The 15922-nt window shown below is 41.2% G+C and carries 7 protein-coding genes; all 7 read right to left on the bottom strand.

Annotation, left to right across the window (positions count from 1 at the left end):
• Positions 1 to 53: 53 nt before the first annotated feature.
• Genes ASN18_RS03315 through ASN18_RS03285 form a run of 7 tightly spaced genes read right to left on the bottom strand, consistent with a single transcriptional unit; the run spans position 54 to position 15653 of the window.
• A complete protein-coding gene (locus ASN18_RS03315) occupies positions 54 to 2585 on the bottom strand; it encodes a PAS domain S-box protein (RefSeq protein WP_085051186.1) in 2532 nt (843 codons plus the stop codon).
• Between the two features lie 15 nt (positions 2586 to 2600).
• Positions 2601 to 3662, bottom strand: a complete 1062-nt coding sequence (locus ASN18_RS03310) for a response regulator (protein WP_085051185.1) — start codon at positions 3660 to 3662, stop codon at positions 2601 to 2603.
• On the bottom strand, positions 3659 to 5626 hold the full coding sequence (locus ASN18_RS03305) for a PAS domain-containing hybrid sensor histidine kinase/response regulator (protein ID WP_085051184.1): 1968 nt from the start codon (positions 5624 to 5626) through the stop codon (positions 3659 to 3661). Before ASN18_RS03305 ends, ASN18_RS03310 begins: the two co-directional genes overlap by 4 nt.
• A 20-nt stretch (positions 5627 to 5646) precedes the next feature.
• On the bottom strand, positions 5647 to 10524 hold the full coding sequence (locus ASN18_RS03300) for a PAS domain S-box protein (RefSeq protein WP_085051183.1): 4878 nt from the start codon (positions 10522 to 10524) through the stop codon (positions 5647 to 5649).
• The gene (locus tag ASN18_RS03295; protein WP_085051182.1) at positions 10509 to 11093 is read right to left on the bottom strand and encodes a chemotaxis protein CheB; all 585 of its coding nucleotides are present in this window, start codon (positions 11091 to 11093) and stop codon (positions 10509 to 10511) included. The genes ASN18_RS03300 and ASN18_RS03295 overlap by 16 nt, the downstream gene beginning before the upstream one ends.
• On the bottom strand, positions 11090 to 12073 hold the full coding sequence (locus tag ASN18_RS03290) for a CheR family methyltransferase (protein WP_085051181.1): 984 nt from the start codon (positions 12071 to 12073) through the stop codon (positions 11090 to 11092). Before ASN18_RS03290 ends, ASN18_RS03295 begins: the two co-directional genes overlap by 4 nt.
• Before the next feature lie 10 nt (positions 12074 to 12083).
• On the bottom strand, positions 12084 to 15653 hold the full coding sequence (locus ASN18_RS03285) for a response regulator (protein ID WP_085051180.1): 3570 nt from the start codon (positions 15651 to 15653) through the stop codon (positions 12084 to 12086).
• Positions 15654 to 15922 lie beyond the last annotated feature (269 nt).

Below are 15922 nucleotides of genomic sequence, written 5' to 3'. Positions count from 1 at the left end.
ACCTCCATGTTATTGTAGATATATATCTACAATAACATGGCCAAATAAAAAGCTCAACACCTTATCCCATTTTTTTGACGCAGACCCTCTCGCTGGCATACATTAGCATAACTCCTGCTCACCCTGATATAATTAAAGTCCTTATCAAGCAGAACCATGCTGTCCATTACATTTTCAAAAATAATGTCAAATAATTTAGCGCTATATTCGTTTTGAGCCTCTAATCGTAATCTTTGTGTGATGTCTCTCGATATGATACATAATACTTTGCGTCCCTTATACATGAACACCCCAATGCTGGTCTCAACGGAAAAGATTGTTCCATCTTTTCGCCTGTGTAATAGATCAGGGACCCTTGACCCCCCTGAGTTTATTACGTCTTTTCTGAGCTCTATGGTCTGTTCAGGTTCTGCTGATATACTGAGTACACTCTTACCTCTCATTTCGTCTTTGGTATAACCGTATTGATTGCTCCATGCATCATTTGCATCGATAAATTCCAACGTTTCCGCATCACAGAGATAGATTGCGTCATTTTCATGTGCAAATAGTAATCTATATTTTTCTTCACTGTCTCGCAGGGCAGTCTCCATTGCCTTACGCTCTGAGATATCAGTACCAACCCCTGTTATATACTCAACACCATCGATTGTTATCGTAGTGCCCGAAAAATAATATGGGATACCCCTGCCGTCTTTTGTGATTATATCAGCCTCCACCACAGCCTTACCACTTGTAAATGCCTCTGTTATCGCGGCAGTTATGGCGTATCTGTCACTACCAGTGAAAAAATCAAGCGGGTTCATTCGTGAAACCTCATCATAAGAATAACCTGTGATAATCTCCATGTTTTTATTCCATAATATAAACTTGCCAGTGCGATCAAATAGATAGAACATGCCAGGCAATGTATTAATTATTGATTCCGAAAATCTCTTCTCCTTTAATATGAGGCTCTCCAAAGCCTTTCTTTGGGTTATATCATGATGAACTGTGACCCACACCCTGCCATATTCCTTATGCTCGAATGTTGATACCGTAGCTTGGCAGCAAAAAGTAGTACCATCCTTTTTTATATTTAATACCTCACCCTTCCAACTGCCGGTTTCATTTAACGTTGTCATGATTTGTTTTGCTACATCCTCAGGGGACAAGTCAGTTTGGGCATTCAGTATAGACACGTGTTGACCTACAAGTTCATCTTTATTGTACCCGAACATATTGTTGAATTTAGGATTAACATAAACAATGCTTCCGTCTGAAACTTTTATCAGGACTATGCCTTCCTCCATATTCGCTATTATCTCACTCTGCAGATGAAGCTCGTTATCTAACATCTTTTGCTGGGTAATATCCCTTGCAGCAGCGTAAATGCTGCCGTCCTCGAAGACAGGGCCAGCTAACCATGATAATGTCCTATAAGAACCGTCCTTGCATATATACCGGTTTTCAAACCCAACTGTTTTTAATCCCTTGATTTGTTTCTCTATCTCTACAATAGTAGCTTCTCTGTCATCGGGGTGGATAAACTCCATTATAGGTTTAGAGTAAATCTCCCGTGTTGTATATCCAAGCGCTCTCTCAAACATTGGATTGACCTGCTTGAAGTACCCATCGGTAGAGGCAATGCATATCAAGTCCAGCGTTTCGTTGAAAAATCTGTCCCTTTCCTTCAATAGTATTTTTTGCTGGGTAATATCATAGGAGAAACCGCAGATACCAATAATATTATCTCTGTCGTCCTTCAATGGAAACTTTAGGGTTAAATAATATCGGGCTGTCGTCTCGTGCATATTTTTAGGATGCCCTGCCTCCTCAAACTCCATATGCCCGCCAGTATCCATAATACATCTATCGCCTTCGCGTGCTTTTTCAGCCATAGGGGTATCAAAAAAGTCGTAGTCTGTATATTTCCGTTTTGATAAATCTGCCCTTGTAATTTTGAACAACTCTTCTGTCTTCTTATTGATGAAGGTATAATTACTTGCAGTATCTTTAATATACACGTATGCGTTGATCCCATCCAAATATGAGGAAAATATTCTCTCTGATTTGTCCAATGCTTTTTTCTTTGACAGCCCCATCTCGCCTATGAGATTTGCCAGGCGCAGCAGGAAGTCCATCATCGTTTTTACATAATCTTCTGTAAATATCGGGATTTTAGATAAGGCATCGGGATATTCTGTAAAGCCACACCCCTCAGACTGCCTGATGAACAATTGCTCATCAGGTGGTTCAAAAAAGAACTGTCCTGTACAAAGGCTGCCTATGTGTACCCCCGCTATAACTATGGGTACTGTAACGTACACAAGTCCGTTCTTACACCTGTGGACGCTGTATCGCTGTCCTGCCTCTATTTTACCATTGCTGCATCTTATCGCTGTTATAGGGTTTACACGATGAAACTCAGTACAGAGCGGCTGCCACCCGCTAGCTGTGAATATATTGCCCTCCAGATCAAGAACTGCCGTAACCGCTCCTGTAAGTTTGGTGAAACTCCCGAACAGTTCCTGCAACTCTTTAATATTGAAAATATCTGATAGTTTATATGTCATTGTCTCAACTGTGTTATCTATTCCTTTCATCTTTTAACAGCCTCTTCATGAATTGTCATAGATACTCTTAAATAAACCCGCACAGTTCTTAAACGCATCCAGCACTTTAGGGTCAAAATGATTTGGCATTGTCCTTCCATCGCCATTAGTCAATATATCATAGGTTTTCTCATGTCCGAATGACGGTTTATAGGGTCTGCTTGTCATTAGGGCGTCGTACTGGTCGCAGATATTCACTATTCTCGCCTCTAAGAGAATCTCTTCACCTTTTAAACCGAGAGGATAACCGCTGCCATCCCACCTTTCATGGTGGCTCAATGCTACTGCTGCGGCCAACTGTATCTGCTCATTATTTGATCCTTTTAATATGTCAGAACCCATATGGGTATGGTGTTTAATGAGATTAAACTCCTCATTCGTTAGTCTCTCTGTCTTTAGTAAAATACTTTCTGATACACCTATCTTTCCAACATCGTGCAATGGGCTGACAAACGCTATCTTATCGACAAAACCCCTGGGCAAATCTAATTCCTCGGCAAGCACTACGGAATACTGCTTTACCCTTAAGATATGTGTGCCGGTTTCCTGATCCTTATATTCAGATGCCTTTATCAGACGAAACATCATCTCGTTGCTTAGTTCTGTTATCTTACCAAACGCATCTCTTAGTTCTTTTGTCTTTGCCAGGACATCCTGCTCCAACTGCCTTTTATAACTTTTCTCTATCTTCAGTAAATTACTAAAACGCATCCCCCGCTCTACTGATAAGATGAAATCATCAGGGTTGAACGGCTTTAGCAGAAAATCAAATGCCCCTCTTCTGATTGCGTCTATGGCTGCTGGTAAATCCGCATATGCCGTCATCAATATTACAGGCTCCTCCATCCCTCTTCTTCTCATCTCGGCTATTATCTCTAAACCGGTGATATTGGGCATCCTTATATCGGTTATTGTCAGGTCATATCCCCCGGCAGTAATTCTTTCTACCGCGTTTTTACTTTCCTGCTCAGTCTCTACGTCATAACCTTCCGCCCTTAAAATCATCATGGATGATTTCAGCAGCGATTTATCATCATCTATTATAAGTATCTTTCCCTTAGTGTTCACTTGCTTAGTACCTCCCTAATCACTGACAGCAGCTTTACAACGTCAATTGGCTTTGTTATATAGTTAAAGTTCTCATCTTTTATCTGCTTATTCTCTAGATAAACGTCTGTATAGCCGCTTACAAAGATAACCTTTGCGTCTTTGTTTATTGCTATTATTTTATCATATGCCGCTTTCCCATTCATCTTTGGCATTATAATATCCATTATTATTAAATCCACAGTGTTTTCAGCGTACAGTTTTACTACCTCTTCTCCATCCCCGGCGGTTATCACGTCGTAGCCAGCCCGTGTTAATACGCGCGTGGTAACCTTTCTCAAAGATTCATCATCTTCTGCGATAAGAATACGCCCCTTGCCATGTTGCACATCACAGATTGTCACTGCATTTTCGTTTGTTATAAAATTATCAGTCAGAGGCAGATAAATCAAAAAAGTTGTCCCCTTGTTTAATTCACTCTTTACCTCTATATATCCTTTATGCTGCTTTACAACCCCATAGACAGTAGATAACCCAAGCCCTGTCCCTTTTCCTACTTCTTTTGTCGTGAAAAATGGATCGAATATCTTTATCATTGTCTCATTAGCCATGCCCATACCGGTGTCTGAAATACTTAACAGGACATAATCCTGCGTATGCTCCACGCTTGCAAATTTCATAAATCTTTCGTTAGATTTAACCTTCTGTACAGTAATCCCTAATTTCCCGCCATCAACCATTGCGTCCCTTGCGTTAGCGGCTAAGTTCATTAACATCATCTCTATCTGATTTACATCGGCATATATATGCAGCTCACTGTCGGGCATACTTAGCTCTAATTCAATGTCATCCCCGATAAGATTAATCAAGAGGACTTTCATTCCATTTATAATGTGGACAAGATTTACTGTGTTAAACTCAAAGGCATGTTTTCTGCTGAATACCAGCAGGTTTTTTGTTAGATTGGACGCCCTTTCTGCTGAGGCCTGAATCTCGTCTACGAAGTCATGCAGTTCCTCACTAGTTATGTCGTTTATTTTTCTTTTAATCAAATACACATAGTTTATAACCGAGGAGATTATATTGTTAAAGTCATGTGCTATCCCACCGGCAAGCTGTCCTATTGATTCCATCTTCTGGGCGTGGCGGAGTTCTTGCTCAATCAACCTTTTTTCAGATACATCTATCACTCCCGCTATCGCCCCCTCATATACCCCTGAATCGTTAAATATAGGGGACAAATCCACCATCGTGTAGAGTTTGGCGCCGTCTTTTTTAATAAACTTAAGGTCTCTTTGCTCCATTTTCCCAGCCCTTAAGGTCTCTTTGATCTCTTGTATTAGAAGGGCATCAGATTCGTCCACAAATTCTTGTGGCTTATGTCCGATTAATTCCCCGGCAGTGTAACCAAGCATCTCAGCCATCGCTGGGTTTACATATATACTATAATCATCTTTATCAAAAACACATATGCCTGCATGGTGAAGTTCAACCAATTGGCGGTATCTCTTTTCACTTTTTAACAGTTTACGTTGCGCCGCTATTGCCTTTGTTATGTCACGAAAACTCCATACCCTTCCAAGGATATCATCGTCCATTATTTGAGACTGGGAGTATCGTTCAAAAATCTTCCCGTCCTTAAATTCTATAGTATCAAAGCTCGACTCTGAAGGTTTGTCGTAGAGTTCATTCACCTTCATGATAAATGCCTCCGGTTCACTTAGCTGACCAAGCACGTAAGATAAAATTTTAGCGTCATCTTTGGTGGACAATAAGGAATCTGGTATTTGCCACATATCTACAAATTTCTGGTTATAGTAAGTTACATTACCTTTTCTGTCCACAACAAGTATCCCATCGGCAGTTGATTCAAGGGCGGAGATAAGAAGCGATTTTGTTTCCTTATGACGCTTCTGCTCTGCCCTCCTGCACTGCTCTAACAACTGTTTAAGCTCTGCTATCTCATCTTTGGTCTTATCTTCCATGTCGTTTCGTACACTCCAGTTTATCTTCTTACCGTCAGCTCTATTATAAACTCAGCCCCGCCATCGATGTTTCTCACAGTAAGGCTGCCGCCCATGTTAGCCTCAATTATGGTTTTGGACATATAAAGTCCAATCCCTGTGCCTTCTTCCCCTTTTGTTGTGTAGTAAGGCTCAAAGATTTTCTCTATAACATCAGTTGGGATGCCGCCGCCGTTATCTCTTAGCGTAACTATTATCTTATCTTTTGCCTCATCATTGGCAATATTTATTTCTATCAGCCCATGTATTTCAGTTTCCTTCTTAGCAGTAATAGCATCCTTTGCGTTATTTAGAATATTGAGTATCACATGTTTAAATTCGTTTGGATATCCCGCTGTAGTTAGTAATGTGCCTGGCTCAGTTCTTATAGAAATATCTACATCGCTTTTCTTGAACATCTGCTCGAACATTGCAGTCAGCTCTTTCACGGCAGCGCTTACATCAAACCTGACTTTCTCCTTTGATGTTTTGAAAAAATTCTTAAAGTCATCTATTGTCTTTGACATAAAAAATACTTGATTCATTGTCGCATCGACAGTATCTTTTATATATTCATTGTTGAGTTCTCCATATTCATAAGCCTCTTTTATGTCCTGCACTGACATACCTATAGCATTCAGAGGCTGCCTCCATTGATGCCCTATTAGTGCCAGCATCTCACCCATCGCTGCCATCTTTGACTGCTGTATCAATAGCTGCTCTTGCTGCTGCCTTTTATGGGTTTCTTCTTCTACCATCGCCTCAAGTCTGGTATTTAATTCCTTTAGTTTGATTTCCATTCTCTTACGTTCGAGGGCTAAGGCGTAAATCGAGGCAAGGCGTGTTATAACATTCAAATCCTCATCTGTATAATCCCTTTCCGCGTTTGCTAAGGAAATCTGTCCTATGGGTTTATCTCCTATCATGGCGGGTACGGAGAGAAACCTTATTAATCGGACATGCCCCTCTGGGAACACTCCCTTATAAGACGGATGCCCCAGGGGATTATTTGTGTAAAATCCCTGTTTTGTATTTAACGAATGTCCCCACAATGCGTTATAACCATTTTCACCTTTTGGGAAGGTCAACCTGAAATATCTCGGATCTACCCTGCATATCTGCTGGCCTGCCATATCACTGAAAGCATGATTTATCAGCTCTTCAGTGTTGGAGTCAACCTCAGACACATAGCCAAATAAACTCTCTGTAAGGCTCATTGTCTGTTTATGAACTATACATGAAATATCGTGAATGGTTTTATCAGGAGACAGCAGCGCCTCAGAAACCTCTGCAACAGCCTTCTGATAATTAAGCTCCCTTTGAATCAGATACTGGGCGGTTTTAATATCTGTGATGTCATGAAATATCTCGAATTTATACATAGATTCGTCAACATTTCTTAATGGGGTGTCATACAGAGAGTATGTCCTGTTGTTTTTTGAGGAGCGCCATTCCCATTTAACGCTCTTGCCTGAGAATACCTCGTCATTTTTGCACCAGGCGCACTGTTCATTTTTGTCGTGGAAATACTCGTAGCATTTACGTCCGTTTACCTCTCCAAATTCACTGACTAAAGCCTTGTTGATGAAATCAATCTCATGGTCTTTGGTTACAATATATACGCCGTCTTCCATTGTATCCATAATAGATTTGAGTTTATCGCGCTCTATGCGCAGGGCATCTTCCATTCTTTTACGCTGCGTGATATCCTGGACTGAGCCAATCAGCCGGACGATTTTACCATCTTTACGTTCAGCCTTAGACTGTATGCTTACCCATATGTGATTGCCCTTAGCTGTAATAAACGGTAGTTCTATGTTCATGTCCCTGCCTGTATTCATGCAATCCTGTATGTTGTCAATTAAACTCAGACGAACCTCTGCGGGATAAAAATTTATAGCGGTTTCGAAATCAGGTGGTTGTGTAACATCGAGTTCATGAATATTGTATACCTCTTTGCTCCATATTAAATCCATCGTCTCCATGTCCAGCGACCAGCCGCCAATCTTTGCTATGTGCCCGGTGATATCTAAGAGCGTGACCACTCTAATCAATTCTTTTTCGGTTTTTTCACGTTCGGTAATGTCATGAATTGAACCCCTGAGTTTCACTACCTTACCGGCAGCGTCTAAAACAGGCTCACAGATAGTGTTTATAACTCTTTCAGTTTTATCAGGACGAATAATGCGTAACTCTAAGGTATAGGGTTTTCCAAGTTCAACCGCCTCTCTTAGCGCGTTATCAAAGTGTGGGTAATCTGCCGGATGGATATATTTAATGTAGCTGTGTGGCGGGCCTTGTTTGGGGTCCAACCCCCAGATATTGAACATTTCTAATGACCATTGACGCTGATGAGTTACCGGGTCATATGTCCATGTGCCGAAGTGTGCCTTGCTTTGTGCCTCCATTACGTCAATCTGGCTTGCTTTAAGATATTCAGACAACTGTTTTTCATGTGTTATGTCTTTAACTATGTTGAGATAAAACAACGGTTTCCCTGTGTCTTGTAAAAAAGAAACAGTTGTCAGGCTTACCCATACTACTTTAGCGTCCTTGTGAATATACCGTTTTTCCATGTTAAAAACCGATATATCACCGTTGTGTAGTTGTCTAAGCCCATCGAGTTGTTGTTGAATATCATCTGGATGGGTAAGGGCATGAAATGTATAGTCAACAATCTCGTTATGAGAGTACCCGATAATGCTGCAGTACGCCTTATTAACCTGAACAAATCTGCCAGTATTTACCTCAGTAATCGCAATCCCAACTGGTGTCTCATTAAAGATAACTCTAAATCTCTGCTCACTTTCCGATAGTCTTTCCTCTATTTGTTTTCTCTCAAGCGCTACTGCGTATATGGACGCTAATCGTTCAATTATAGAGAAATCCCTCTCCGTATAAGCCCTTCGGGAATTTGCCAGGGCTATCTGCCCTATTACCTTGCTGCCTGATTTTACAGGGACCGACAAGAAGTTCTTTATCTCGAGATGTCCGGCTGGAGTACAACCCTTATATGACTGATGTCCCTTTGGTGTGTTGGTGAAAAAGCCCTCTCCGGTATTTAATGAATGTCCCCACAGGGCATTGTATCCAGTTGGTCCTTTGGGAAATTTGGTGGTTTGTTGTTCCTTTGCAATTTTACATTGTCTGTCCATCATATCCGTAAGATTGATTGCAACATTATCATTATTTTCATCTATCAATGATGCGTAACCATGCTCGCTGTCAGTCAATATCAGCGATTCATCGTGTACTAGTTTTGAAATATAGTATTTGTCATACTTTGGGTTTAACAGGGCCTCTGTTACCTTAGCAATCGAGGATTGCAGCACAAGGTCCTGTTTCATTATATCCTGCATCTTCACTTGTTCAGTAACGTCAACCGCAGTACAATAGGAAATACCTTCTTCAGTAACAGGCAATACCATCCACGAGAGAAGTTTATATGTGCCGTCCTTACATAAAAATCTGTTTTTAAAATTATATAGCGGTATTCCCTGCAGCGCTGTTTCCACCGCATCAAGCGAGACAAGTCTGTCGTCTGGATGGATAAACTCCTTGTATGGCTTTGACTTAAGCTCATCGAGCGTAAAGCCAAGCGTCTTCTCGAACGATTGACTGAGTACTTTGAAATACCCGTCAATCTCGGTTATACATAACATATCTATTGAAAGTGCAAAGAATCGTTCAAGGTCTTCCCTCGCCTTTTTACGCTGGGTAATGTCTGTGTATACAGATACCCACACTTTACCGTACTCAGTATGCTCAAAGGTCGAAACAGTCACGAAACACCAAAAATGCTCCCCTGTCTTTTTTTGACTGCGCACTTCACCTTGCCATAATTTATATTTATCTAACGATTCTGTAATCTCTTTTACTGCGGGTGATGTTTCAGTGGGGGCATTAACCACAGAGATATTCTGGCCGATTAACTCACCGGGATTATACCCAAACATCTCTTCAAATTTCGAGTTGCAGTACATAATAGTTCCAGACCGTATAAGGTTGACACCCTCAGCCATATTAGACATTATTTCACTTTGAAGTCTTAACTGTGCAGTCAACTTCTGATGCTCGGTGATGTCATGGAAACTCCATACTCTGCCAGTTATATTATCGCCTTCAACCTGCGGGAAAGAATATCTTTGTATACACCTGCCATCTTTAAAGTCTATGATATCAAAACTCTCATCTTTTGGTTTGTCGTACAACTCATTTACCTTCCGAATGAACCCATCAGGGTCTTTCAACTGCGATAAAACATGAGACAATAAGGCATTATCATCTTTGGTTGAGAGAAGATTCTCAGGAAGATTCCATATTTGTGCAAATGCTCTGTTATAAATTTTCACTTTACGATCTGCCCCGATTACCAACAGCCCATCTGCCGTAGAGTTGATGGTCGAATGCACTAATGACAGCGAATTTCTTAATGCTTCCTCTGCTTCTTTACGAATCTTGATTTCTTTTTCCAGGGCCTCGTTTGCCTTATTTAATTGATTCGTCCGCTTGTCAAGCAGCAGAAATATGTTTACCTTGCTTTTTAGAACCTCATCGTCTATAGGTTTTACCAGATAATCTACAGCGCCGCTTTCATATGCTTTGTACATAGATTTTTTCTCTTTGTATGTAGCAGTTACAAAAATTATTGGAATCATCTTTGTCTTGCTGTTACTTCTGATTAGACTTGCCGTCTCATAACCGTCCATCTCAGGCATCTGTACATCCATTATCACTAATGAAAACTCATTACGCAGAAGGTTCCACAGCGCGTCCTTACCGCTTAGGGCCTTTACTATATTAACTCCTGGCTGGGCAAGGAGAGTTTCCAAGACCAGGAGGTTTTCTTCTCTATCGTCAACGATTAAGATGTTTTGCATTTTGACCTCAGTAAAAGTTCCATGACCTTATTGGTTATCTCATTTATGTCTAAAATGTAATCCACCTCAACTTCTGCTATTGCTGCCAACGGCATTTCAGAATACTGCGCAGTTCGGGGATTTTCAACTATTGTCGTGCCCCCGCGTTCCTTTATCCGCCTTAACCCCAGGCTTCCATCCTTGTTTGCCCCTGTTAATATTATACCAATAATGTGTTCGCGAAATACATCTGCAGCGCTTTCAAATAACACGTCTATCGATGGACGCGAGTAATTCACAGGCTCATCCACAGATAGTGAGAACGTCCTGTCGTCTTCTATTAAAAGATGATAATCAGGCGGCGCTATGAATAAGCACCCCTTTTGGATTTGTTCTTTGTCTTCGGCATATTTGACAGTTAAACGAATCTCCCTGTTAAGAAGAGTTATCAAATCATCCTTTGTATTGCGATGCAGGTGTAAAACCGCCGCAATGGGTACTGAAAAATCAGCCGGTAAATGGGCACATAGTGTTTTAACAGCATCCAAACCACCGGCAGATGTCCCTATCACAATTGCCTCGTACTTCATGATTGTCCTGGGAGACTACCAACGCTGTTAAGCAGATAGTCCAGCTCTTCCATTTTTGCCTTCACGTCCCTTATTAACTCCCCTCCCTTTGTAACAAACTCAGGGGTAGCAACGGGATGAGCGCTGGGCTTTGAATATGATACCGGCGCTGAATTTCTTCTGTATATCTTTTCATCTCTCAGCATCTCATCATAATTGTCTGAATATGTTGAAAGCCTGATGGTTTCTTTTGAGCCAAGGCAAAGATACCCGCCTTCTTCCAGCGATTGGGTGAATAATCCAAATACCTTATTCTGCAGCTCCCTGTTGAAATATATCAGCACATTTCTACACAAGATAATGTTCATCTCACCGAATACCCCGTCTGCCGCCAGATTATGAATTGAAAATACCATGTTTTGCCTCAGCGATGGGTCAATGGCTGCTGAGTCTGCTTCCGCTTTGAAGTAATCGCTGAATGATTGTATCCCTCCGGCTTGAATATAGTTGGCGGCATATTTCTTTATCGACTTTATGTTGTAAATACCCTCTTTTGCAGTAGTCAGGGATTTATTGCAGTAGTCGGTTGCGTAAATCATTGACTTCTCATAGAGTTTCTCTTCTCTTAGGAGTATAGCAAGGGAATAGACCTCCTCCCCTGTCGAGCAGCCAGCAACCCATATTTTTATAAACGGCAGGCGTTGTAACACTGGAAAAACAGTCTTTCTAAGGGCCTGAAAAAACCCAGGGTCCCTGAACATCTCTGTCGTGCTTATCGAAAAATCTCCAAGCAGGTCTGTAAAAAACGACTTGTCATATATCAGCCTTTCAATAACCTCGGTTATCTTTTTAATCCCTGAGACGGACATTCTGTGCCTTATCCTTCTTTTTATTGAAGCCCTTGCGTAACTTCTGAAGTCGTAACCATATTTTGCGTTCACTGCCTCAAGGAGCAGCATAACCTCCAGATTCTCATTGTCATTGTCATCGTAGTAATCCATATCTCCAATCCTACTGGTACAGCCAAATCCTGAGAAGGGACAGCAGTCTGTCCTTATCTATTGGTTTGGCAAGATAATCGTTTGCCCCTGCCTCTATACACCTTATCCTGTCTTCTTTCATCGCCTTTGCTGTAAGCGCTATTATTGGTACATCACGGTAACGCCGCATCTTTCTTGCCTCTTTTATGGCCTCGTATCCATCCATCTCCGGCATCATTATATCCATCAATACAAGGTCTATTGTGTCGTTCCCCTTTAGTGTATCGATACACTCTACACCTGTACCTGCTACGAGGATATTAATCCCTCTTTCCTCAAGTATGCTTGTCAGGGCAAACACGTTTCTTGAATCATCATCAGTTATCAGTATGTTCTTTCCCCTAAATATGTGTTCTTTGTCTCGCAGCCTCATCAGTGTTGTTTGTTTTTCCTTTGGAAGTTCCGCTTCTGGCAGATGTAAAAACAGCACTATCTCTTCAAGCAGCCTGTCCGGGGATTTTACTGCTTTAATCACTATCCTCTGTGCATACAGACTGAGTTTCATCTCATCTACAGCGTTTAAGCGTGTGCTGTTATATATTATTACAGGTATGTTGTTTAACGGTTCTGTGTTTTTAATTTTATCCAGAAAAGAGAAACTTACCTGCTCACTCCCTGATATGTTCATTACTATGCAATCGCAGCGATTTAACTCTATGTCAGTTTGTGCCTTCTTTGCCGGGACATAATCAACTCCCACAGATGTGTTTTTCAATAGTTCTCTGAGTGTTGCCTCCTGCCGGGTATCCAGATTAACTGCCATGATTTGTTTATTCTTCCCGGTAAATATCGTTTCAATTTTTAAGAAGGCCTCTTCTATTTTTTCCATATTAACTGGTTTCGTTAAATAGCCAATGCTGCCAGATTTCAGAACGTCTATATTTTTCTCCGACGCCGATATTATCTGTACAGGGATACTGCGCGTCTCAGATGATTCCTTTAACCGCTCAATTACCGTCCAGCCGTCCATATCAGGTAAGCCCATATCTAAGATTATTGCGTCAGGTTTATATATATGCGCGGCCTCCAGGCCATCTGTGCCATTTTGAACTGCTATGGACTTATAACCTCTTTCTCTGCTTATATCCAGCAATATCTTTGCAAATGCCGTGTCATCTTCAATTATCAAAATAGACTTCTCACCAGCCGTCAAGTTCTCTCTATCGTCCTCGATATATCTAACTTTAATTTCGGGCACTTCGGGTTTGGCAGGAGACGCCAGGTCATCCGGTCTTTGACTTAATTGGTGGATGTCTTGAGATATGGAAGCGTCCTTCAGGTCAGGGATAAACATGGTAAAGGTACTTCCCGCTCCATAATCACTGTTAACCACTATCTCACCTTGCAGTAGTTTAATAAGCTCTTTGGATATTGTAAGTCCCAGTCCCGTGCCTCCATACTTTCTACTCGTTGTGCCATCCGCTTGTTTAAACGCCTCGAAAATGATCCCTAACTTGTCCTGGGGTATTCCAATACCTGTGTCTGATATGGAGATAGACAAAAGACCGTCGGGATGCGGCTTGACAGGCTTGTCTATTGTTACAGTTATAGCGCCTTTTTCAGTGAATTTAATAGCGTTTGACAACAGGTTTCTGATTATTTGATCAATCTTCTGAGTATCGGTATGGATTTGCTTCGGTGCGCCCTCCGATATAGTTACTTGCAGTGCAATGTTCTTTTCCTCTGTTAAAGGTAAAAAGTTGCTCTCTATGAATGTCTTTATCCTGGTTGTCTCCATTGCCTCGATGTGCAGCTCCAGCTTGCCAGCCTCAACCTTTGAAAGGTCAAGGATGTCGTTTATGAGACTAAGCAGGTCACGACCGGAGGAGTAAACCGTTGAAGCACACTCAATTTGCTTTGGTGTAAGGTTGCTGTCCTTATTTTCTGAGAGAAATTTAGAAAGCAAGAGGATGCTGTTAAGCGGCGTTCTTAGCTCATGTGACATGTTTGCCAGAAATTCAGATTTATACTTGCTTGTTATTGCGAGTTCCTTTGCCTTTTGCAGGTTTAACTCCTGATTTTTCTCAAGCTCGATATTCTTCTTTTTTATCTCATCCCGCTGCTTTTCCATCAGTTTTGCGTGTTCCTCGAGTTCCTCGTTTGCCTGTCTTAGTTCCTCCTGTTGTTCCTGTAGTTTTACTTCGGACTCTTTTAGAATCCTTGCCTGACTTGCCAGTTGTTCGTTATTCGTCCTTAACTCCTCCTGCTGTACCTGAAGCTCTTCAGCCTGGCTTTGGGTTTCCTCTAAAAGTTCGCGCATTGTCTCACGCGATTGTGCAACGCTGATGGCTATAGCAATCCCTTCCGAAACTGCCTTCATAAACTCTATCTGATGGTCTGTAAATGCGGCAAATGCCCCTATCTCTATCACACCTTTTACCTTATTGTTATATATTAATGGGGTAACCAATATATTTGACGGCACGCGTTCACCCAGCCCTGAAGTTATCTTTATATAATCAGCCGGTACCTCTGTCAGTAGTATTGTCTGCTTCTCAAGTGCTGCCTGCCCCACCACTCCGTCGCCAAAAGAAAATTCGTTTGAGAGATTCTTCCGCTTATTATATGCGTATGTACCTGTCAGACGCAGGGTGTTGTTAGATTCTTGCACAAGGTATATTGCCCCTATGTTTGCCCCTATGTATTCAGAGGTATATGTTATCAGATTTTGAGAAAGTGTAATTACATCCTGCTCTCCCCGCATCACTGCATTTATTTGGGCATATCCATTTTTTTTCCAATTCTCTATCTCGCTCATTGATACATTATTGCGTAAGGTATCAACCATATGTTGAAACGATTTAGATAATCTGCCAATTTCGTCCTTTGCTGAGACATCTATCATTACATTTAAATTGCCTGATGCTATTTCTTTAGTTGCCCCTAACAGTTTTGCTATAGGAACAGTGATGATTCTTGTAACCACAAAAGATAAAACGCCGCTCATAACGATTGACACACACAAAACATAATATAAAACCTTTTCAGACTCATCGTAGGTTTTCTTAGTATTTTCATAGAACGAGGCTGCCTTGTTAGAGGCAAACTCTATGGCCTCATCCAGCATCTTCTCGGTTTCTGTGGCATTTGCATATAGCTTTGAATCTAACAGGCTCAAGGCATCAGTCTTTTTGCCCTGAAACAGCAGGTAGAAATAATCATGGTGAAGCGCAATATCTTTTTCATAATTACTATGTATTTGTTTTATTAGTTTTTTGTCGCCTAAAAACAGGTTTTCTACGGCTGTCAAGTCGTTGATTACCTCGTGTTCAAGGGACGCCACCATGGCTTTAATATCCACAATATCGTCATTATTCGTAAGCATAGATGCCTTTCTAAGTAAGAATCTGATTCTGTAAGTGTTTGCTTCAGTCGATAGCAATTTGCTTTTTACCATGAAAGGGTGTTCGTAGAGCTGCTTCGTTTGCGCAGCAGAATAGTTTAATCTGCTTATCGAATACAATGACAGCAGCAGAAAGACTAACAATATCAGTAAATATCCTATGGTGATACGAGTACCTATTTTCAGATTCTTTATCATTCACTTCTCCTTAATAAACAGTATTAAGCAAGGTTTAAGCAAGGCACAGAGGTTCTTTGCACGACTTAGGATAAGAGGATTTGCAGATATAACGCAAGTACAGCATGATAGGGCGATGTCTTGGCAATAACATAGTCATCACAGCACTGCCCCCTGCGTTACACTATATGACGTGTATCTGTTAACCCTTGATAATTACCACCGCGTTACTTTGCGTAACACCCCTCATATAATATTGTAACATGTGATTTTATTTAAAATCAATCCAT

This window comes from Candidatus Magnetominusculus xianensis (assembly GCA_001541255.1).
Lineage (GTDB): Bacteria > Nitrospirota > Thermodesulfovibrionia > Thermodesulfovibrionales > Magnetobacteriaceae > Magnetominusculus > Magnetominusculus xianensis.
Note: the sequence above shows the minus strand (reverse complement) of the source record. Positions and strands in the feature narration are given on the sequence as shown.

What these genes read in the sequence shown, in the direction of transcription:
- ASN18_RS03300 (WP_085051183.1), bottom strand. Translation starts at nt 10,524, where the DNA reads ATGCAAAACATCTTAATCGTTGACGATAGAGAAGAAAACCTCCTGGTC.
- ASN18_RS03305 (WP_085051184.1), bottom strand. Translation starts at nt 5,626, where the DNA reads ATGGAAGATAAGACCAAAGATGAGATAGCAGAGCTTAAACAGTTGTTA.
- ASN18_RS03290 (WP_085051181.1), bottom strand. Translation starts at nt 12,073, where the DNA reads ATGGATTACTACGATGACAATGACAATGAGAATCTGGAGGTTATGCTG.
- ASN18_RS03285 (WP_085051180.1), bottom strand. Translation starts at nt 15,653, where the DNA reads ATGATAAAGAATCTGAAAATAGGTACTCGTATCACCATAGGATATTTA.
- ASN18_RS03295 (WP_085051182.1), bottom strand. Translation starts at nt 11,093, where the DNA reads ATGAAGTACGAGGCAATTGTGATAGGGACATCTGCCGGTGGTTTGGAT.
- ASN18_RS03315 (WP_085051186.1), bottom strand. Translation starts at nt 2,585, where the DNA reads ATGAAAGGAATAGATAACACAGTTGAGACAATGACATATAAACTATCA.